Annotated in this window: 22 protein-coding genes; 20 read left to right on the plus strand and 2 right to left on the minus strand. The window is 64.5% G+C overall.

Going from position 1 to position 19,181, the window contains the following annotated elements; all coding sequences use genetic code 11:
• Window positions 1-14 precede the first annotated feature (14 nt).
• From E6X30_RS07290 to trmD, 3 genes are read left to right on the plus strand one after another with little or no spacing between them, the layout of a single operon-like run.
• The gene (locus E6X30_RS07290; RefSeq protein WP_147594857.1) at window positions 15-938 is read left to right on the plus strand and encodes a hypothetical protein; all 924 of its coding nucleotides are present in this window, start codon (window positions 15-17) and stop codon (window positions 936-938) included.
• Entirely contained in the window at window positions 931-1,497 is a 567-nt protein-coding gene (gene rimM, locus E6X30_RS07295; protein WP_232049674.1) for a ribosome maturation factor RimM, read from the plus strand. Before E6X30_RS07290 ends, rimM begins: the two co-directional genes overlap by 8 nt.
• Window positions 1,498-1,503: 6 nt before the next feature.
• Entirely contained in the window at window positions 1,504-2,238 is a 735-nt protein-coding gene (trmD, locus tag E6X30_RS07300) for a tRNA (guanosine(37)-N1)-methyltransferase TrmD (RefSeq protein ID WP_016663063.1), read from the plus strand.
• 15 nt (window positions 2,239-2,253) lie between these two features.
• Here the strand turns inward: trmD and E6X30_RS07305 are convergent, their stop codons facing one another.
• On the minus strand, window positions 2,254-2,880 hold the full coding sequence (locus tag E6X30_RS07305; protein ID WP_016663062.1) for a hypothetical protein: 627 nt from the start codon (window positions 2,878-2,880) through the stop codon (window positions 2,254-2,256).
• 279 nt (window positions 2,881-3,159) lie between these two features.
• On the opposite strand from E6X30_RS07305, the gene rplS reads away from it, so the two are divergent.
• From rplS to E6X30_RS07360, 11 genes are all read left to right on the plus strand, one after another.
• On the plus strand, window positions 3,160-3,510 hold the full coding sequence (gene rplS, locus E6X30_RS07310) for a 50S ribosomal protein L19 (RefSeq protein ID WP_016663061.1): 351 nt from the start codon (window positions 3,160-3,162) through the stop codon (window positions 3,508-3,510).
• A gap of 8 nt (window positions 3,511-3,518) precedes the next feature.
• Window positions 3,519-4,088 (plus strand): signal peptidase I, encoded by a 570-nt coding sequence (lepB, locus tag E6X30_RS07315; RefSeq protein ID WP_232049673.1) that lies wholly within the window; start codon window positions 3,519-3,521, stop codon window positions 4,086-4,088.
• Window positions 4,089-4,098: 10 nt separating this feature from the next.
• Window positions 4,099-4,953 carry a signal peptidase I gene (gene lepB / locus E6X30_RS07320; protein WP_016663059.1) on the plus strand — a complete coding sequence of 285 codons (855 nt, stop codon included), beginning with the start codon at window positions 4,099-4,101 and terminating at the stop codon, window positions 4,951-4,953.
• Between the two features lie 16 nt (window positions 4,954-4,969).
• Complete coding sequence (locus E6X30_RS07325) at window positions 4,970-5,743, plus strand: ribonuclease HII (protein WP_051120586.1); 774 nt, start codon at window positions 4,970-4,972, stop codon at window positions 5,741-5,743.
• A 67-nt stretch (window positions 5,744-5,810) separates the two neighbouring features.
• Window positions 5,811-6,110, plus strand: a complete 300-nt coding sequence (locus E6X30_RS07330) for a DUF2469 domain-containing protein (RefSeq protein ID WP_016663057.1) — start codon at window positions 5,811-5,813, stop codon at window positions 6,108-6,110.
• A 100-nt stretch (window positions 6,111-6,210) separates the two neighbouring features.
• Window positions 6,211-6,609 carry a YraN family protein gene (locus E6X30_RS07335; protein ID WP_016663056.1) on the plus strand — a complete coding sequence of 133 codons (399 nt, stop codon included), beginning with the start codon at window positions 6,211-6,213 and terminating at the stop codon, window positions 6,607-6,609.
• Window positions 6,606-8,147 carry a YifB family Mg chelatase-like AAA ATPase gene (locus E6X30_RS07340; RefSeq protein WP_016663055.1) on the plus strand — a complete coding sequence of 514 codons (1,542 nt, stop codon included), beginning with the start codon at window positions 6,606-6,608 and terminating at the stop codon, window positions 8,145-8,147. The genes E6X30_RS07335 and E6X30_RS07340 overlap by 4 nt, the downstream gene beginning before the upstream one ends.
• Window positions 8,144-9,472 carry a DNA-processing protein DprA gene (locus E6X30_RS07345; RefSeq protein WP_016663054.1) on the plus strand — a complete coding sequence of 443 codons (1,329 nt, stop codon included), beginning with the start codon at window positions 8,144-8,146 and terminating at the stop codon, window positions 9,470-9,472. Before E6X30_RS07340 ends, E6X30_RS07345 begins: the two co-directional genes overlap by 4 nt.
• A gap of 72 nt (window positions 9,473-9,544) precedes the next feature.
• Window positions 9,545-10,024 carry a MarR family winged helix-turn-helix transcriptional regulator gene (locus E6X30_RS07350; protein WP_016663053.1) on the plus strand — a complete coding sequence of 160 codons (480 nt, stop codon included), beginning with the start codon at window positions 9,545-9,547 and terminating at the stop codon, window positions 10,022-10,024.
• A gap of 58 nt (window positions 10,025-10,082) precedes the next feature.
• Window positions 10,083-11,399 (plus strand): MFS transporter, encoded by a 1,317-nt coding sequence (locus E6X30_RS07355; protein WP_016663052.1) that lies wholly within the window; start codon window positions 10,083-10,085, stop codon window positions 11,397-11,399.
• 50 nt (window positions 11,400-11,449) lie between these two features.
• Window positions 11,450-12,463: a tyrosine recombinase XerC gene (locus E6X30_RS07360; protein ID WP_083288076.1), complete on the plus strand. Its 1,014-nt coding sequence runs from the start codon at window positions 11,450-11,452 to the stop codon at window positions 12,461-12,463.
• A 30-nt stretch (window positions 12,464-12,493) separates the two neighbouring features.
• Here the strand turns inward: E6X30_RS07360 and E6X30_RS07365 are convergent, their stop codons facing one another.
• Window positions 12,494-13,132 (minus strand): M23 family metallopeptidase, encoded by a 639-nt coding sequence (locus tag E6X30_RS07365; protein ID WP_083288081.1) that lies wholly within the window; start codon window positions 13,130-13,132, stop codon window positions 12,494-12,496.
• A 384-nt stretch (window positions 13,133-13,516) separates the two neighbouring features.
• Here E6X30_RS07365 and rpsB point away from each other — a divergent pair, with 384 nt between their 5' ends.
• From rpsB to rlmN, 6 genes are all read left to right on the plus strand, one after another.
• Window positions 13,517-14,389: a 30S ribosomal protein S2 gene (gene rpsB / locus E6X30_RS07370; protein ID WP_316335973.1), complete on the plus strand. Its 873-nt coding sequence runs from the start codon at window positions 13,517-13,519 to the stop codon at window positions 14,387-14,389.
• A gap of 51 nt (window positions 14,390-14,440) precedes the next feature.
• Window positions 14,441-15,265 (plus strand): translation elongation factor Ts, encoded by an 825-nt coding sequence (tsf, locus tag E6X30_RS07375; protein WP_016663048.1) that lies wholly within the window; start codon window positions 14,441-14,443, stop codon window positions 15,263-15,265.
• Between the two features lie 160 nt (window positions 15,266-15,425).
• The gene (gene pyrH / locus E6X30_RS07380) at window positions 15,426-16,190 is read left to right on the plus strand and encodes a UMP kinase (protein ID WP_016663047.1); all 765 of its coding nucleotides are present in this window, start codon (window positions 15,426-15,428) and stop codon (window positions 16,188-16,190) included.
• A gap of 50 nt (window positions 16,191-16,240) precedes the next feature.
• Window positions 16,241-16,807: a ribosome recycling factor gene (frr, locus tag E6X30_RS07385; RefSeq protein ID WP_016663046.1), complete on the plus strand. Its 567-nt coding sequence runs from the start codon at window positions 16,241-16,243 to the stop codon at window positions 16,805-16,807.
• A 21-nt stretch (window positions 16,808-16,828) separates the two neighbouring features.
• Complete coding sequence (locus E6X30_RS07390) at window positions 16,829-17,824, plus strand: phosphatidate cytidylyltransferase (RefSeq protein WP_232049672.1); 996 nt, start codon at window positions 16,829-16,831, stop codon at window positions 17,822-17,824.
• Window positions 17,817-19,082 carry a 23S rRNA (adenine(2503)-C(2))-methyltransferase RlmN gene (gene rlmN / locus E6X30_RS07395; RefSeq protein WP_016663044.1) on the plus strand — a complete coding sequence of 422 codons (1,266 nt, stop codon included), beginning with the start codon at window positions 17,817-17,819 and terminating at the stop codon, window positions 19,080-19,082. Before E6X30_RS07390 ends, rlmN begins: the two co-directional genes overlap by 8 nt.
• Window positions 19,083-19,181: the final 99 nt, after the last annotated feature.

Consider the following 19,181-nt stretch of genomic DNA (forward strand, 5'->3'; position numbering starts at 1 on the left):
TCCTTATGAGACCCGTGAGTGAGGATTCCATGAAGCTCTCCCGCATTCTTCGCCCGCTCGCTGCCTTCGGCGCAGCGGGACTTCTGGCGCTCGGCGCTGCCGGGTGCGACGCGATCGGTTCGACAGGCGGTGAGCCCTCGGGTGGTGGCACCGTGGAGGTCACGACGATAGAGAAGAAGCCCCAGGTCGATCCCGCGACCGAGTACGCGTGTACCCAGTTTTTTGGCGACCCAGATTACGTCTCGCCCGAGTACTTCCAGGCGATTGCCATGGGGGCGAGTGCCCTTGAGATCGGCGGTACGAACGAGTACATGTTCCAGACTGCCGCCGAGGATGTGCGTGGGACGTTTGCCGAATCCACCGAGGATGTTAAGGGTGCGGCTGGCAAGGTTGCCGACTGGATCGAGACTGAATCCGAGAAGGGGAAGGACGCCGATACCGAAGCCTTCAAGGGGGCGCTCGAGGGTCTCGCCTCGGCGTGCGCGCCAATGTCGGTGCACGCGACGTGGGCGAGCGGTGGCGGTGAGAAGGGTAAGAAACCCGCAAAACTCGTGTGTGCTGAGCTTGCGACAAAGCCGCAGCTGTTCACCGAATACCGCAACGGCAACGTCTTCACCTCGAACTCCTTTAAAGCCATTGGTTTTCGCGGCAAGTATGTTCCGAAGTCCGATCGTGCAAAGGTCCAGAACCTCAACGACATTCTCCAGGACGAGATTGATAACGTCGATGACGAGGGCGTGAAGAAGGCCCTCGCCGAGGTCCAAAAACCGTTCCAAAAAGTTCTTGACGGAGATCCGAACTCCTCCGGCTCACGTTCGACTCTCGATGGTTTCGGCGCGGCGTGCGAGGCAGCGGGATACGAAGGCGCCGTTGACCTCCCGAGCGAGGACCCGGGCGAGAGCGGCGAGGGCGGCGGAGGTGAGCTCGCCGGTGAGTGACAACGTGACGGTAGTCGTGGGCACAATCGGCAAGGCTCACGGCCTCAAGGGCGAGGTGTCGCTCATCGTACGCACCGATATTCCCGAAGAGCGCCTCGTGAAGGGTGCCCGTTTCGACGTTGACGGGGGCGAGGGAACGCCCCAACAGCTCACGCTCGCCGCGACGCGCACACAGCAAGGGCGGTGGTACGTGAAGTTCGCCGAGATCCACGACCGCACGGCGGCAGAGGGGCTTCGCGGCGCAGATTTGGTACTCGAGCTGGATCGCGACGAGGAGTTTGAAGAGGATCCGGATGCGTGGTACCCGGAGGAACTCAAGGGGCTTGAAGTCCGTACGGACGATGGCCGAGTGCTCGGCACCGTGATCGGGCTCGATCACTATCCCGCGCAGGACCTGTTGATCGTGCGGGCGGTGGATGGCCGGCGCGTCATGCTTCCGTTCGTCGAGGAGCTCGTGCCCGAAGTCGACATTGAGGGCGGGTTCGTGGTTGCGGATCCTCCCGGCGGTCTCTTCGATCCCGAGAACGCGCTGAGCGAGCGCGATGGTGCGAAGGGCTAGCGTCTCGTGCGTATCGACGTCATCACGATTTTTCCCGAATACCTCGCCCCGCTCGAGCTTTCCCTCATCGGCAAGGCCCGCAAGGACGGGCTCATCGATGTGCACCTGCACAACTTGCGCGATTACACGCACGATCGTCACCGCACAGTCGATGACACGCCCGTGGGCGGCGGGGCCGGCATGGTGATGAAGCCCGAGCCGTGGTCGGAAGCGTTTGCGGATGTGCTCGCCTCGGGGAAGGGGGAGTTCGACGATGGCTCCGCTTCACCGCTCGTTATTTTCCCGAACCCGGCGGGCGAACCGTTTACGCAGCGGGCTGCGGAACAGCGGGCCGAGGAGCCGTGGCTCATTTTCGCGTGCGGCCGCTACGAAGGTATCGACGAGCGCGTTTATGAGTACCTCGCCGATCAAGGTGTGCGCGTTGCGCTCAGCTCACTCGGTGACTACGTGCTCAACGGCGGCGAGGTTGCGGTTCTCGCGATGACCGAGGCGATCGTGCGGCTCGTACCAGGGGTCGTGGGCAATCCCGAATCGATCGTCGAGGAGTCTCACACGAGCGGGCTGCTCGAGTACCCGCTCTATACGAAGCCCGCGCGTTGGACCTCGCCCGATGGCGTGCAGCGCGACGTGCCCGAAGTGCTGCTCAGCGGCCACCACGCGCGCATCCAAAAGTGGCGCCGCGAACGTTCACTCGAGCGCACTGCCGAGCGCAGGCCAGATCTGCTCGAGGGGCGCGAGTAGCCCGCTAGCGCCCTCTTAGTCTTCGCCTCGTTCCTGGTCCTTCGGGTGGTCCTGGGCTCCGAGGTGACGGACGAGGCGCCTTGTTGTGAAGGGCCAATAGAAGGCCGCGAAGGCAATCGCGATGAAGCCAAACGCGCATCCAATGTCGAGGAAAACGCGCTGAGGCAAGCTCCCCGCCATGAGGGCGTGGCCAGCGCACGCGAGTGCGGCCAGGATTGCGAGTACGCCGAAGCCCACAAGAACGGCGTTGACGGGCTTGACTTTCGAGTGATGGTCGCGTGCAACCGCCGCTGAGGCAGGCGTTGTTGCCACGTGCCCTTCCTCGACCGCTTGGAGGACGCCGTGGCGCCTCCCCGGCACGAAGTGAATAACGAGCCCCGCAATCACGAGTGCGAGCGCGATGGCGAGCCCCACGATCATTGAGCGGGCGGGGTCGTCGCCAGTCCAGGGAAGGAGCGCGAGCGCCCAAAACAGCGCGGCGGGTGCGAGGAGCACGAGGAGGAACGAGACGAGGTTCGAGAAGTGCTCCTTCGTGGAGTGCTTAACGAAGGTGGTTGCTTCCGCGTGAGTGAGGCCGCTGCTCGTGATGGCCCGGTGCGACCGGGTAGCGTCGGTGGTTTCTTGGTTGTCGTGCGCGTTCACGGTGCTCCTTTCGTGCGAGCAACCTCGCACTCTCCTTCACGGGACATCCTATTGCGTGCCTCTTGGAGCAGTGGCAAAATGGATGACCGTGCGTGTTGCGCCGTGACCTGCCTCGGGGGGTTGCGGCACGAGGCAACAGGGCAGATCCGTCGCCACGGGAATGGCGGCCAGAGGCCCGGCACATGTGAATGATTCATAGACGCCCTCGGTGGGTTTGACCCGCCGCCAGGGGGTAAAACATTCGCCGTCCGACCCGGGGCGGGAGGCAGGAGAAAACTTATGCAGAAGTTCGATGAACTCGATGCGGCGCACCTCAAGAGCGACGTTCCCGATTTCCGCGCTGGCGACAACGTCAAGGTGCACGTGAAGGTTGTTGAAGGTAACCGCTCGCGTATCCAGGTGTTCCAGGGCTACGTCATCGCTCGCAAGGGCGGCGGCATCAAGGAAACCTTCCGCGTCCGCAAGGTCTCGTTCGGCGTCGGCGTCGAGCGTGTCTTCCCGGTTCACGCTCCGACGGTCGAGAAGATCGAGGTCGTTTCTCGCGGTGACGTTCGCCGTGCGAAGCTCTACTACCTTCGTGGCCTCACCGGCAAGAAGGCCCGCATCCGCGAGAAGCGCGAACACTCCTGATTCGCGCCTTGCGCTCTCAATCGCAGCCGCGGCGATCGCTCCTCGTGTGGGTGATCGCCGCGGTTTTATGCGTCGTACTTCTCGCCGTGCTTGGTGTGCGACATTTCGTTGTGACGACCTACCACGTGCCGAGTGGGTCAATGGCGCCGACGCTCAACGCGGGGGAGTACATCGTCGTGGATCGCACGAGCCGAGGTACGGCGCGTCGTGGTGACGTCGTGGTGTTCGACGGTAAGGGGTATTTCGGCGGAGCGTCACAGTATTGGGTGAAGCGTGTGATCGGCGTCGGCGGCGATCGCGTGCGCTGCTGTACCAGCGAAGGCCAGCTCGAGGTGAACGGTCGCCCGCTCGAGGAGCCCTATCTTCCCGATTCCCTCACGCGTGCGAGCGCGGTCGATTTTGATGTCGCGGTGCCCGAGGGGCACATGTTCCTTCTCGGCGACAGCCGCGATCACTCATCCGATTCGCGCAATCACCTCGGTGATCCTGGTGGAGGCATGGTTCCCGTTTCACGTACGCAAGGGCGCGTAACGCGTGTCGTGTGGCCGCTTTCCGATGGGCGCGAGATCTCCCACTAGACTGGATCCGATGTCTGAGCTCGAGCCCCCCGCCCCCGCGGTCCCCGAACCGCGCGAATCGTCGACCGCACCGGATCCCGCCGATCCGAGTGGGGATTCGTCGCGCCGTGCCGGCGCCAGGGCCCACGCGAAAAAGAGCGGAGTGCTCAGCTCGGTTCTTGATTGGACGGTCACCATTGTCATCGCACTCATCGTTGCTGTGCTGATCAAGACTTTCCTCGTGCAGCCGTTCTTCATCCCGTCGGCGTCGATGCACCCGACCCTCATGGAAGACGACAAGATCCTCGTCTCGAAGCTTCATCCGGGAGTTCTCGACCTGCACCGTGGCGATGTCATCGTGTTTCAAGACCCGGGTAACTGGGTGGGAGGCAACCACGATCGCCCGCTCACAGCCGGACAGCAGGTCTCCAAAGCCCTCAGCTACGTGGGGCTCGCCCCGGACCCGACAGAAAATCACCTCGTGAAGCGCCTCATCGGTGTGGGCGGTGACCACATCGTGTGCAAGGAACGCGGCGGCCCGATGAGCGTTAACGGTGTGGAGCTCGACGAAACCTACATCGTTCCCGGTAACGGTGCGTGCCAGGTGTCGTTCGACGTCACGGTCCCCGAGGGCAAACTGTGGGTCATGGGGGACAACCGCTTCAATAGCGCCGACTCCTCCGAGCATTACGCGCGTGGCGAGGACCCGTTCGTCGACGAATCGAAGGTAGCGGGCAAAGCCGTCTTGCTCTTCCTCCCGTTCGAGCACTGGAGCACCCTCAAGGACGGCGAGAAGGTGTTCGAGAAACTGAACAACGCCGAGAGCGCGGCAAGCATCGGCCCCACGCGGTCGAGGGATCTGTCGCCCCTCGCGCTCGCCGCGTAAGGCCCGCGTGACGCGAATGCCACGTCCCCCCGCGACTGCCGAGCGCGAGCTTTTTCTTGCGAGTGCATTTCTTGCCGCACACCCTGAGGCCTCGTCGTGCGCGGTTATTGGGCTCGACGAAGTTGGTCGCGGGGCTCTCGCCGGCCCGGTCGCGGTGGGCGCTTTCGCGGTGAGGTGCGAGCGGGGTGAGGATCCGGTTCCGACGCTTGCCGAGCTACCGTCGGGCCTCAAAGACTCCAAGCTGCTCAGCCCCACCAAACGCGAGGTGTTTTTCGCGACCCTCGCGGGCGGGGCGAGCTCGATTCCTCTTCCGCTCGGGCTCGTTGCGCGATGCGGAACCGAGGTGTGCCCGGCAGCCGTCGGAACTGCACGGGCCAGGGAGATTGACGAACACGGTATTTCTCATGCGCTCACCCTCGCGGTGACGCGTGCTCTCGAGGCGACCCGCGAGGCACTCGACGTGCCGCTTGCGGGCGTGATTCTGGATGGGAACCACGATTATGTGTCGCGCGGGTGCGAGACGCCGCTCGAGTGCCCGCTCGAGGTGGTCGTCAAGGCTGATCAGACGTGCGTATCAGTGGCCGCGGCGAGCATTCTCGCGAAGGTTGCGCGAGATCGCCACATGGGTGCGCTCGACACCGAAGCCCCCGGGTACGGGTGGGCCGGCAACAAAGGCTACGGGTCCAAGGCGCACCGCGAGGCGATCGCAAAGCTCGGGATCCACGCCGAGCATCGCGCGAGTTGGAAGCTCGTGCCGGCTGAACAGCCGGGATTCGATCTGCCACTGTAATCTTGACAATCGCGGGTGGCACGCCGCTGCGAACAACCATGAGAGCCACGACGTGAGGGAGGGCGCTTTGAACGTGCATGATCTCGATGCCTACGAGGCCGACATGGAGCTTCAGCTCTATCGCGAATACCGCGACGTCGTGGGAACGTATGCGTACCGCATCGAAACGGAGCGTAGGCTCTACCTCGCGAACCAGGTTGACGTGCATGTTCAGCATGCGGGTGGCGAAGTGTTCTACGAGTTGAACCTTGCCGATGCGTGGGTGTGGGACGTGCACCGAACGTCGCGATTCGTGCGTTCCGTTCGCGTGTTGACGTTCAAGGACGTCAACGTTGAAGAGCTTGAGAAGCCCGAGTTCGATCTCTAGCCATGCCGTAGTCGGTGGTTCGCGCCTCACAGGGCGCACCCATCCACAATTGGTCGTTGCTCGACTGACACCGATGCGTAGTTTCGGCATCGTGTGAGGCATGACGATCACGACAGAAGTCGACACTCGCGGTGCCGACACCCTCTCCACCAAAAAACTTGGCAACCTCGGCGAGGACATCGCCGCAGACATCCTCACGCGCGCGGGTTACGAGATCCTCGAGCGGAACTTCAGCACGCGCCACGGCGAAATCGACATCGTCGCGCTCGACGGCGACACGCTCGTGTTCATCGAGGTCAAAACGCGGCGCAGCCTCGTGATGGGCTCGGCGGTAGAAGCGGTCGATTCCCGCAAGGTACGCAAGCTTCGCACGATGATCGGCGCATATTTTCTCGAGCGAAGCCCGCAGCACTCTGGTGTGCGTCTCGATGCTTTCGGTGTCTTCGTCATGCCCGGCGGGCACGTCGACGTCACACACCTCAAGGCAGTGGGCTCATGAGCGTCGCGCGCGTGCTCGGCATGAGCCTGTGGGGGCTCGAGGGGCGAATTGTTGAGGTTGAATGCGAAATCAGCAGGGGGCTTCCCGCTTTCGTGATCGTGGGGCTCCCGGACTCCTCGACCCTCCAGGCCCGCGAGCGCGTCAAGAGTGCGTGCGCCAACGCGGGCCATGCCGTTGGGGAGAAGAAAGTTACCGTAAACCTCTCGCCCGCGTGGATGAAAAAGAGTGGCTCCGGGTTCGATCTCCCGATCGCCGTCGCGACCCTCGCTGCGAAGGGGGTCCTCCCGCCGGGACACCTTGAGAACACGCTCTTCATCGCTGAACTTGCGCTCGAGGGGAGTCTCAGGCCCGTGCCCGGGATTCTCCCCGCAGTGCGGGCAGCCGCTAAAAGCGGGGTGCGTCGGGTCGTCGTCGCCGAGGCTAACGCTGACGAAGCGCGCCTCGTGCCCGGCATCGACGTGCACTCTGCGTGCCATCTCGGCGAGGTCCTTAACGCATTCGGGGGAAAGGCCGTGTGGAGTCGACGTGGGCTTTTTGACCTCGAGGAGGAAGAGGGCCCAGGCGAACCGCCGACCACCGTGCGCGAACAGCCTGATTTTCTTGACGTCAAGGGGCAAAAACTCGGGCGCGAGGCGGCGGAGATCGCCGCCGCGGGAGGTCATCACATGCTCCTTCTCGGGCCGCCCGGCGCGGGCAAAAGCATGATTGCCTCGCGCCTTCCAAGCATCCTTCCTCCGCTTGAGCCGGAGCGTGCTCTCGAGCTCAGCGCGATCGCTTCGATTGCCGGGGAGTTCGATGCGTCGAAGGGACTTGTGAGCGAGGCACCCTTTATCGCTCCGCACCACACCTCGAGCGTCGCGTCGATCATCGGCGGCGGCAGTAACCTTGCGAGTCCCGGCGCTGTCTCTCGCGCTCACGGGGGAGTGCTTTTCTTTGACGAAGCGCCTGAGTTCGCGCCCAAGGTTCTTGAGTCGCTTCGGGAGGTGCTCGAGACGGGGGAGGTGTCTCTCCACCGCACTCGCGGCGTGGCGACCTACCCCGCGGCGTTTCAACTGATCCTCGCCGCCAATCCGTGTCCGTGCGGCCATGCCGATGCGCGAGGCGACCGGTGCCGGTGCACGTCGCTTCAGCGCCGCCGCTACATGGCGCGTCTATCGGGGCCGATCGTCGACCGCATCGACCTTCGGATCACGCTTGCGCCCGTGCGTTCCCTCAGCGGGTCGACGAGAGAAGAATCGAGCGCGCACATTCGAGAGCGCGTGTGTGCGGCGCGCGAGACTCAGCATCGACGCCTCGACGGCAGCGGTTATCTCGTCAATGCCCAGGTGAGCGGCCGGTTTCTCGATCAAGAGATGCCATTGGAGCGCACCGACGACGCGATCTTGGTGCGTGCAGTGGAGCGCGGTCGCCTCACGATGCGGGGCCGCGACCGCGTGCGGCGTGTCGCGTGGACCCTCGCCGACCTTGAGGGGAAGGCTCGGCCGACGAGCGCCCACGTCGCGACGGCTCTCGAGCTTCGAGGGGAGGATGCGTCGTGATCGAGCCGAGAAGCGGGAGCGAGGTGGCGCGTTTTTGGGATGCCGACTCCGTTCCTCTCGAGCCATGTGCTTCGCGTGCTGACCTCGAGGCGCGAGCGGTGTGGAGCGCCCTCGCTGAAGCGACGGATGCCGCCGCACGGTACCTGTGGCTTTCGCGCGGGCCCGTCGATGCACTTGCCCTGGCGCTCGACGGCTCTATCCGCGAGATTGCGGTGGCCCTCGAGGAAGCCGCCCACGATCCAGAGGCTGGGCGGCTTCACGTGACCGCCGCGCATGAATCCATGAGAATCCGCGACGCGCGAAGCGCTGCCGAAAAGGCTAAAGCTGCGTGGGAGGCTCGAGCGAGCGAAGCGCGATACGTTCTCGAGCACTCGAGCGAGCACGGCATCAGGCTCATCCGGCCCGGCGAAGCAGGGTGGCCCGCGGGACTCTCGCGGCTCGCGATTAACGCGCCGTTCGCCCTGTGGTGCGCCGGCGGTCACGCTGGCGAGAACGCAGACTCTATGCGCTCCGTTGCCCTCGTGGGTTCGCGTGGAGCGACGCGTTACGGCACTGGCGTTGCCCACGACTTCGCCGCGGCGCTCGCGGAACGAGGAGTGCGGGTGGTCTCGGGTGGCGCGCTCGGGATCGATGCCGCGGCCCACGCTGGAGCGCTCGCGGCGCGGAGCCTCAAGGGGGGAGGGGGCGGGACCGCCGCATTCCTCGCGGGTGGCCTCGACGATTACTACCCGCGCGCAAACGCGGCGCTCCTTACCCGTGTGAGGAATGAAGGTGGGCTTTTTTCTGAGGCGCCCATCGGTACGCGGCCGACCAGGTGGAGGTTTCTGTCGCGCAACCGGCTCATTGCCGCGGCAAGCGACGCCACGATCGTGATCGAGGCTGCGTGGCGCTCAGGAGCTCTGTCGACCGCCGCGCACGCCGATTCGCTGTCTCTCCCCGTTGGTGCTGTTCCCGGCCCCGTAACCTCGGCAGAAAGTAGCGGGTGCCATCGGTTGATCGCCGAGCGGGGTGCGCAGCTTGTCTCGCGGGTTGAGGACGTCGAGCTCATGATCTCGGGGGGAGCGGGGTTTTCGGCAACCGTCGGGTCTACGGAGAATTCCGGCTCGCCCGGCACCCTCCCACTTGACGTCGACCTTCTCGGTCCCGTGGATCGCCTGGTGTTTGACGGCATCCCGCGGTTTTCCCCGATTGGCGTTGGAGAGCTCGCGTCCCTGTGTGCCCTCGATCCCGAACAGGTGGCGGCAAGCCTCACGCGAATCGAGCTTCTCGGGCTCGTGCAGGTGAGCCGCGGCAGGGTGCGTCGCGTTGCTTCGGGGGCCGCTTAATGACGGCGGCGTGTGGTTGATCTTACGGACACGAGGTTGAGGCAATACTTAGGGAAGCTATATAGTCAAGCTATGCAAATGGGGGAATCCGGGAATCAGGCCGTTGAAGGTCCGCGCAGCAATCTCGACGAACTCGCGAACGAACTGGTCGCGAATGCTCTCCGGTTTAGTCGGACCGCCGGCCGCAATGCGGGTGGCGCGCGCTCACTCATCTCGGTGCGCGTGCTCGCGAACTTGCGCCACGGTGGACCGCTGCGCGTCGGCGAACTCGCGGCGCGCGAGTCCGTATCGCAACCAACGATGACCGGGATCGTCAACCGTCTCGCGGCCGATAACCTCGTCCAACGGCGTTCCGATGAGCGCGATGCCCGTGCCAGCGTCATCACGCTCACCGAGGCGGGCAGTGCCGAGCTCGACCGTTCCCGTGCGGCCTCTGCCGCATCCGTGCGACCCGCGCTCACCGCCTTAGCGCCCGAGGATCTCCACACGCTCGAACACGCGGCGGCCCTCCTCGGCGACTTAGCCGACGCGCTCGCGCGCCCCCAACGCTAACCGCACGCACGGGCGCGCTCAGGCGCCCACAGCACTGTCAGATTGGAGTTCCATTCGAATGTCCGTTGCCGCCCCCGAGGTCGCAGAATCGACGACGCCGCCAGGAGATAGCCCCGCGGCTCCCGAACCCGAAAACACGCCGTCCATCCTTCACCAGCCGGTAGCCGTGTGGGCGATTGCCTTCGCATGCATGGTGTCGTTCATGGGGATCGGGCTCGTTGACCCGATTCTTCCGGCGATCAGTCGTGAGCTTCATGCAAGTCCCTCGCAAACGATGCTCCTGTTTACGAGCTACCTGATCGTCACCTCGATCGCGATGTTCTTCAGCGGGTTCATCTCGAGCAGGCTCGGCGTGAAACGCACCCTCATCACGGGACTCATCCTCATCGTGCTGTTCGCAGCGCTCGCGGGAACAGCGGGTAGCGTCGACGCGATCATCGGCTTCCGTGCCGGCTGGGGGCTCGGCAACGCCCTGTTCATTTCCACAGCTCTCGCGGCGATCGTCGGGGCTGCCTCGGGCGGCTCCGGTCAGGCCATCATCCTTTACGAGGCTGCGCTTGGCGTGGGCATGGCCGTGGGGCCGCTCGCCGGCGGCGCCCTCGGCTCGATCTCGTGGCGCATGCCGTTTTTCGGAACCGCTGCCCTCATGGCGATCGGCCTTGTCGCGATCGTCGTTCTTTTGCCGAAACCAGCTGCCGCACCACGGAAGGCTTCGCTTGGGGCTGGCTTCGCCGCACTGAGTCGCCCGCCGCTTCTTCTTCTCAGCGCCGCTGCCCTCTGCTACAACTTCGGATTCTTTACTCTCCTCGCGTACTCGCCTTATCCGCTCGAGGCTGCCGCGCACGCCGCGGGAATCGAGTTCGGTGCGCACGAACTCGGCCTTGTGTTCTTCGGATGGGGCCTTGCTCTTGCGGTCACCTCGGTGCTCGCAGCCCCGAAATTGACGCGCCGATTCGGGCTCATCCCCGTGCTGTCGGTGACGCTCGCGCTTCTCGCGGCGTGCCTCGTCACCATGGCGCTCGGTGCCCAGCGTCTTGCGCTGCTCGTCACTGCCGTCGTCGTCGCGGGCCTCTTCCTCGGCATTCTCAATACGGCCCTCACCGAAGCCGTGATGGAAGCGACCGACCTTCCGCGCAACATTGCAAGCTCGACCTATTCGGGCGTGCGCTTCCTCGGCGGAGCAATCGCCCCCGCGGTCTCGGGGGCGATTTCCGATGCGCTTGGCGCAGGCGGCCCCTACTGGTTTGCCGCCGGTGCGGTTGTCCTCTCGATGATCATTCTCGTAAGTGGCCACGGACTCCTCACGCGTGTGACAACGCCTCACGCGAACCAGCAGGAAGAGGCGTCCGCGATCACTGCAGGCGACGAAGTCTGAGCATCGAGTCGCGCCCCCGTGCGAGGGAAGCCACGTGACACACTGGAGGGATGAGTCCCACGAGTGAGTCGCGCACGCCTAATGACGGGCGAGAGCTCCTCGTTGCCTCCGGTGACGAGGAGCTGCTCGTGCGCTATGAGCGGCACCTTCGCTATGAGCGCGCACGCAGCGACCACACGGTTCGCGCCTATCTTTCCGATGCGGTTTCGCTGCTCGAATTCACGTGCGAGAAGGTGAAGCGCGACGGCGGCGACGATGCGGAACGCAAGGCGCGGGACCTGACGATCCAGGACCTGCGCGCGTGGCTTGCCGCACGAGCCGACGCCGGCCACAGCCCAACGACGCTCGCGCGTGCCGCCGCGGCTGCGCGCACGTTCACGGCGTGGATGTGCGATACGGGGCTTACCGACCTCGATCCCGGTAGGCGCCTGCGCGCGCCCAAACGTGGTCGCGCACTTCCGCACGTCATTAGCGCAGACCAGGCGCGCAGCATCCTCGAAGAGGCAGAAAACGCCGCGCACGAGGCAAGCGTCGGGCCCGAGGGGGGCCCCGAGGCGGACCCTCTGCGCGTTCGGGACGCGGCCGTTCTCGAAGTGCTGTACTCGTGCGGGCTTCGCGTCTCCGAGCTGTGCGCCCTCAACCGCCGCAGCGTGGATCGCGTCAATCGCACGCTGCGCGTGATCGGTAAAGGAAATAAAGAGCGCGTCGTTCCGCTCGGTGTCCCGGCCCTCGAGGCGCTCGACAGGTGGGAGCAGCTCGGGAGGCCGCACCTCATGCGTGAAGATTCGCAAGCGCTGTTCCTCGGCGCGCGTGGAGGTCGCCTCAACGATCGCGCCGTGCGCACGATCGTCAATCGTGCAGCCCGCGAGGGAGGTCTCGAGGGGCACATCTCACCGCACACGTGGCGCCACAGCGCGGCAACGCACCTCATGGAGGGCGGCGCGGATTTGCGCAGCGTCCAGGACCTGCTTGGCCATTCCTCTCTTCAAACCACGCAAATTTACACGCACGTCTCCGCCGAGCGTCTCAAAGACGCCGTTAGGCACGCACACCCGCGAGCCTAGCCAGCAATGGATGAGCCGCGCTGAGCTCGCTCAACTCGAGTGGGGAGGCAGGAGCACACTCGGCCCCCGCCCCTCGAGCAACGGCAGCGGATCCAGGTATTGCTTGCCTCGCTTGGCCCCGAGGTGCACGCATCCCGCCTCGCAATGGGCGTGTTCCGACGGTTGCTCGATAACCCCGATCACTTGCCCTCTGCTCACCGCGTCCCCCTTCGCGACCGAAGCGAGGACCGGTTCGTACGTGGAGGTCAGCCCGCTGTCATGGAGGATCGCCACGACGGGTTTGCCCGCGACCGTTCCCGCGAAGGTCACTGTGCCGCTCTCAACGGCGTGCACCACGAGGGTGCTTCCGACGATATCGATGCCGCGGTGACCGGGACCGTATGCGTGGACGGGCGCCTCGAAAAACCGCACAACGTCATGGTCGGGGCCGATGGGCCAGGCCCACGCCCCTTCGTGCTCGTGCGAATCTATGGTCGGCGGGGCAGGCGCCTGAGCGGTAGGCGCAAAAACGGCGAGAGAAGCGAGCCTTGCCCGGTTCACGACTGCGACGGCGTGCTCGAGGGAGTCGGGTGGTTGATCGTCACCGTGCGCGGGCGGGAGCGCCACAACTCCGGCACCGATGAGGAGTGCGAGTGCGAGAAGGATGCGGGCGCCGAGCCTCGTAGACATGTGCATGGAGTAAGCACATCGCGCCCGAGAATCCCCGACAAGACCACCCCGCGTGACTGTGGATGATAAAAGGTGTGCAGCGTGAGGCGCGGACTCGCTCACACGTCTGCTCGGATCCGTGCGCGAGTCAGCTTCGCTGTATTAGAGTTGCCGTAGCACTCGCATGCGCGGGTGACTTCGCGCGCCCATGCACGCGCGCGTGCCTTCGTTCCACGATCCTCCCACGAGGGAAGTGGCGGCACGAACGCAGGGCGCTAGGGCGAGCCGGCAACCGTCGGCCCGTAAAAAACGAGAACAGGCTTTGCGCAAGAACCCCACCGAGCCCACGCCCCGCGGGTGTGAGTGAGGCGGGCGAGCCCAGGGCCCAGAAAGGTAGTTACGACCATGGCAGTTGTGACACTCCGCCAGCTCCTCGAGAGCGGCGTCCACTTTGGACACCAGACCCGCCGTTGGAACCCGAAGATGAAGCGCTTCATCCTCACCGAACGCAACGGCATCTACATCATCGACCTTCAGCAGTCGCTCACCTACATCGACCAGGCCTACGACTTCGTCAAGGAGACCGTTGCCCACGGTGGCACGATCCTCTTCGTCGGCACGAAGAAGCAGGCCCAGGAGTCGATCCAGGAGCAGGCCACCCGCGTGGGCATGCCCTACGTGAACCAGCGCTGGCTCGGCGGTATGCTGACCAACCTTCAGACTGTCTCCGGCCGCGTTGACCGCCTCAAGGAACTCGAGCAGATCGACTTCGAGGACGTCGCCGGTTCGCAGTGGACCAAGAAGGAACTTCTCATGATGCGCCGTGAGAAGGAAAAGCTCGAGAAAACCCTCGGCGGCATCCGCGACATGAGCAAGGCTCCCTCGGCCGTGTGGATCGTGGACACCAAGAAGGAACACCTCGCCGTTGACGAAGCCACCAAGCTCGGCATTCCGGTCGTGGCAATCCTCGACACCAACGCCGATCCGGACGAAGTGCAGTACCCGATCCCGGGTAACGACGACGCGATCCGCGCCGTGACCCTCCTGACCCGCGTCATCGCCGATGCCGCTGCCGCCGGCCTCCAGGAGCGCCACGCCAAGCAGACCCAGGGCGAGAAGAACGTGTCGGCCGTTGACGCCGAGCCGCTCGCCGAGTGGGAACAGGAGCTGCTTAAGCAGTCCGAGGTTCAGCAGGAAGAGGCCGGCAAGGCCGAGGAGGCCACCGAGGCTCCCGCTGCTGAGGACAAGGCTGCCGAAGCAACCTCCGAAGAAGCCTGATTTTTCGACTATCACCTGTTCGCTCCCACAACCATTTAGAGGAGACAGATAATGGCTAACTACACGGCAGCAGACATCAAGGACATTCGCGAGAAGACCGGCGCGGGCATGCTCGACGTCAAGAAGGCTCTCGACGAGGCGAACGGCGACCACGAGAAGGCCGTCGAAATCATCCGCGTCAAGGGCCTCAAGGGCATCGCGAAGCGCGAGGGTCGCGCCGCATCGGAGGGCCTCATCGCCGCCGATGTCCGCGACGTCGAGGGCGGCCAGCTCGGCACGCTCGTGGAGATCAACTCGGAGACCGACTTCGTTGCGAAGAACGCCAAGTTCATCGCTCTCGGTGACGAGGCCGTTGCGGCCGCCGTCGAGTCGGGCGCTACGACCCCCGAGGAACTCGCTGAGACCTCCTTCGGCGAGGCCCTCACGAACGCCGGTGCGACCATGGGCGAGAAGATCCTCGTTCGCCGCATCGGCCGCGTCCAGGGCGAGGTCGTCACGAACTACATGCACCGCACCAACAAGGACCTCCCGCCGCAGGTCGGCGTGCTCGTCGCGACCGACAAGGCCGGCGCCGAGGTTGCGCGTGACGTGGCGATGCACATCGCGGCCTACTCGCCTCTCTACCTCACCCGCGAGGACGTTCCCGCGGATGTGGTTGAGAACGAGCGCCGTATCGCCGAGGAGACCGCGAAGAACGAGGGCAAGCCTGAGAAGGCTCTCCCCAAGATCGTTGAAGGCCGCATGAACGGCTTCTTCAAGGAGAACGTTCTTCTCGATCAGCCCTTCGCCAAGGACCCGAAGCAGAGCGTCGGCAAGGTTGTCGAGGCCGCTGGTGGCACGGTGACCGGTTTCGTGCGCTTCCGCGTGGGTAACTGATTTCCGACGCTTGCCAAAGCGTGAACGCGAGGGCTCGCACCCACGGGTGCGGGCCCTCGCTTCTTTTCGAGCTTCTCACACGAGGACCTTCCCCACAGGGGCGGGCGTTGCCGGGCCGGTAGACTGTGGCCCCGAGAACCTGCACTCGGAAGGAATGTTGATGAGTACCGACCCCGATCCCATCACGTCGTCGATTCCCGTCATTGAACCGAAAGAGGGCTCGCGCCGCGTGCTCCTCAAACTCTCTGGTGAAGCCTTCGGTGGAGGCCGCGTGGGCGTCGATCCCGATGTGGTCTCGCGCATCGCTCGGGAGATTTCCGCGGGGGTTGCCGCGGGCGTTGAATGCGCGATTGTCGTGGGTGGCGGCAACTTCTTCCGCGGTGCTGAACTGAGCCAGCGAGGCATGGATCGCCGTCGCGCCGACTACATGGGGATGCTCGGCACCGTCATGAACTGCCTTGCACTTCAGGACTTCCTCGAGCAGGCCGGCACGTCCACGCGCGTGCAGACCGCTATTACGATGGGGCAGGTCGCCGAGCCCTACCTCCCACTTCGCGCCGTGCGCCACCTTGAAAAGGGCCGTGTCGTGATCTTCGGCGCGGGCGCGGGCATGCCGTACTTCTCGACCGATACTGTTGCCGTGCAGCGAGCGCTCGAGATCGGCTGCCACGAAGTGCTCATGGCGAAGAACGGCGTGGACGGCGTGTACACGGCTGACCCGAAGACGGACCCGAACGCGACCAAGCTCGAGCACCTCACGTATAGGGAGGCGCTGAGCAAGGGGCTGCGCGTCGTTGATTCGACCGCGTTTAGCCTGTGTATGGACAACAAACAGCAGATGATGGTCTTCGGTCTTGATGCGCCCGGCAACATCACGAAGGCGATGTGCGGCGACCGCATCGGCACCGTCGTTACGGGCGACTAAGATAGCCTTACCAGGCGAGATGTTTAATTAATCGGAAGGAACCGAGAGGCATGAGCGAGGACACCGGAAGCATCCTTAAAGAAGCCGGCGAGAAGATGGCAAAGTCGGTCGAGGTGACGAAGGAGGAGTTCACCGCGATCCGCACGGGGCGCGCAAGTGCTGCGATGTTCCATGGCCTCACCGCTGACTACTACGGCACCCCGACGCCGCTCAATCAGCTCGCGGCGTTCCAGTTCCCCGAGGCCCGTACCGTGATTGTGACGCCTTACGACAAGGGCGCGATGGCCCAGATCGAAGAGGCGCTTCGCGAATCGGATCTTGGCGTGAACCCCACGAACAATGGCGACAACCTGCGCATTGTTCTGCCCGCGCTGACCGAAGAGCGCCGCAAGGACTACACGAAGCTTGCCAAGACCAAGGCCGAGGATGGCCGTATCGCGATCCGCGGCTCGCGCGCACACGCGAAGAAGGCCATCGAGAAGCTCGTGAAGGACAAGGAGATCGGCGAGGACGAGGGCACTCGCGCTGAGAAGGAGCTCGAGGCTCTCACGAAGAAGTACACCGAGCAGGTGGATGTCGCACTCGAAGCGAAAGAAGAAGAGCTGCTCACCGTCTGAGCGGCCTTTCCCTCATCGTTCGTGAATACACGCCACGGTCGTCGACGCGCCGTGCCTGGCAATGAGCCGGGCACGGCCGTTGCCGTATCGGAAAGCACTTCGCCCGAGGTTCCGCTTGCGGCCTCCGAGGCGCTCGCGAGCGAAGAGCGGCTCGTCGCCGAGGTTTCCGAGCTGCCCGCTGCGACACATGCGCGCACGCCCCGAGCCGGGCGGAACCTTCCCGCCGCGATCGCCGTCGGGCTTGCTCTCGTGGCGCTTTTGTACGGGTGCATATATGTGCTCCCAGCTCTATTCACGCCCGTGGTTGCCATCGCGGTCGTCATCGCGACCCTCGAGGTCGCGAACGCCCTCGAGGGTGCGCGCCTGCGAGTTCCCTCGATCCCGCTGCTTGTCGCGAGCGTTGGCGTGGTGGTGTCGGCGTGGCAGTACGGCGCCTCGGGGCTTCTCGTGTCCACGATCGTGGGAGCAATTGTGCTCATCATGTGGCGCACGACGGAGGCGACGGGCCTCATGGCGCTGCGGGACACGGTAGCGGGCATCTTCGCGCTTTTGTGGGTGCCGTTTATGGCGAGCTTCACGATCCTCCTCATGGCGCAGCCGAACGGCGCGAACAAGGTCATGTTTGCCCTCGTGGTTCCCATCATGAACGACACGTGCGGCTACGCCGTAGGGGTCCTGTTTGGCAAGCATCCCATGGCTCCGAGCATCAGCCCGAAGAAGTCGTGGGAAGGCTTTGCGGGCTCCCTCGTGGGTGGTATCGCCGCTGCGGGCCTCATCGGTCACGTGTGGCTTCCCGACATTGGCTTCGGGTGGGGTCTCGCGTTCGGCGCGGTCATGGTGGTCGTGTCCACCATCGGGGACTTGAGTGAGTCTCTGCTCAAGCGCGACCTGCGCATTAAAGACATGGGGCAGCTGCTTCCGGGGCACGGCGGCATGATGGACCGCCTCGATTCGATGCTTCTCACCGCCCCGACCGTGTACATTCTTCTCGCGATTGTGGAGGCCATCAGTGGTTGAGAATCCCACGCCCAAGCTCGATGTTGCGAAGGATCTTTCGCGCGAGGTCGTCAAGGGGGAGCCCGTAAGGCTCGCCCCCGGTCAGCTTCAGTTGCGGCCGACCCGCCGGGGGAAGCCGCCCGCGCATCTCGCGGATCTCACTCTCGACGAGCGCGCCGAAGCCGTGAAGGACATGGGGCTTCCCGCCTTTCGCGCAAAGCAGCTGTCGAATCACTATTTTGAGCATTTCACGACCGATCCTGACGACATGACCGACCTCCCGAAGGGGGACCGTTTAGCCCTCGTGGAGCGGTTCTTCCCAACGCTCCTCACAAAGGTCTCGCAGCAGAGCGCAGATCAGGGCATGACCCAAAAGTTCCTGTGGCGCCTGTTCGACGGCTCGCTCGTCGAGTCGGTCCTCATGCGCTATTCGAATCGCGTAACGCTGTGCATTTCCTCCGAGGCCGGTTGCGGTATGAACTGCCCGTTTTGTGCGACCGGCCAGATGGGCCTCACGAGGAACCTTTCCGCAGCGGAGATCCTCGAGCAAGTGCGCATCGCGAACCTTCTGCTTTCGCGTGGCGAGATCCCCGGTGGTGAAGGCCGCGTCACGAACATCGTCTTTATGGGCATGGGGGAGCCGCTCGCGAACTACCGTGCCGTCGCAACGACGTGCCAGAGGCTCAACGCCCCCGCGCCCGAGGGGTTTGGGATGGGAGCGCGGCACATCACCGTGTCGACCGTGGGGCTCGCTCCTGCCGTGCGAAAGCTCATCAAGGAAGAGATTCCCGTGACGCTCGCCGTGTCGCTCCACGCGCCCGACGACGAGCTTCGCAACGAGCTCGTTCCCATCAATCAACGCTTCGACGTCGACGACATTCTTGATGCGGCGTGGGAGTACTTCGAGGCGACCGGTAGACGCGTGTCGATCGAGTACGCACTCATTCGCGATATCAATGACCAGGCCGAGCGTGCGGAGCTCCTCGCCAAGCGTCTCATCGCGCGCGGGGGCGCCCACTGGGTGCACGTCAATCCAATCCCGCTCAACCCGGTCAAGGGGTCGAAGTGGACGGCCTCGGATCCGTGGGTGGAGCGCACGTTCGTGGAAACACTGCGTGAACACGGAATTTCCGCGACGATTCGGGATACGCGCGGTAGCGATATTGACGGTGCGTGCGGGCAGCTTGCCGCGACCGTCGTGGAAACTGATGCGCGCCGCGAGGACCGTGAGGCTCGCGTGGCGAGGGTTGAGGAAATCGCGCGCGGTACCGGCGCGTGATTTCGGGGCCGACGCTTGCCGGCCTTTCGCGTATCCAAGCATTACAGTGGTGCAAGGGCGATCTATTGAGCGCCCCGGTTATGTCGCGTGAGCATCCCC

Source organism: Dermabacter sp. (assembly GCF_032550575.1).
Classification (GTDB): Bacteria; Actinomycetota; Actinomycetes; order Actinomycetales; family Dermabacteraceae; genus Dermabacter; species Dermabacter hominis.

Bases quoted from the DNA above. Each gene is read 5' to 3' on its own strand.
- tsf (WP_016663048.1), top strand. From the start codon at position 14,441: ATGGCTAACTACACGGCAGCAGACATCAAGGACATTCGCGAGAAGACC.
- E6X30_RS07340 (WP_016663055.1), top strand. From the start codon at position 6,606: ATGAGCGTCGCGCGCGTGCTCGGCATGAGCCTGTGGGGGCTCGAGGGG.
- E6X30_RS07335 (WP_016663056.1), top strand. From the start codon at position 6,211: ATGACGATCACGACAGAAGTCGACACTCGCGGTGCCGACACCCTCTCC.
- rplS (WP_016663061.1), top strand. From the start codon at position 3,160: ATGCAGAAGTTCGATGAACTCGATGCGGCGCACCTCAAGAGCGACGTT.
- frr (WP_016663046.1), top strand. From the start codon at position 16,241: ATGAGCGAGGACACCGGAAGCATCCTTAAAGAAGCCGGCGAGAAGATG.
- E6X30_RS07325 (WP_051120586.1), top strand. From the start codon at position 4,970: ATGCCACGTCCCCCCGCGACTGCCGAGCGCGAGCTTTTTCTTGCGAGT.
- E6X30_RS07350 (WP_016663053.1), top strand. From the start codon at position 9,545: ATGCAAATGGGGGAATCCGGGAATCAGGCCGTTGAAGGTCCGCGCAGC.
- lepB (WP_016663059.1), top strand. From the start codon at position 4,099: ATGTCTGAGCTCGAGCCCCCCGCCCCCGCGGTCCCCGAACCGCGCGAA.
- E6X30_RS07360 (WP_083288076.1), top strand. From the start codon at position 11,450: ATGAGTCCCACGAGTGAGTCGCGCACGCCTAATGACGGGCGAGAGCTC.
- E6X30_RS07355 (WP_016663052.1), top strand. From the start codon at position 10,083: ATGTCCGTTGCCGCCCCCGAGGTCGCAGAATCGACGACGCCGCCAGGA.
- E6X30_RS07365 (WP_083288081.1), bottom strand. From the start codon at position 13,132: ATGTCTACGAGGCTCGGCGCCCGCATCCTTCTCGCACTCGCACTCCTC.
- rpsB (WP_316335973.1), top strand. From the start codon at position 13,517: ATGGCAGTTGTGACACTCCGCCAGCTCCTCGAGAGCGGCGTCCACTTT.
- pyrH (WP_016663047.1), top strand. From the start codon at position 15,426: ATGAGTACCGACCCCGATCCCATCACGTCGTCGATTCCCGTCATTGAA.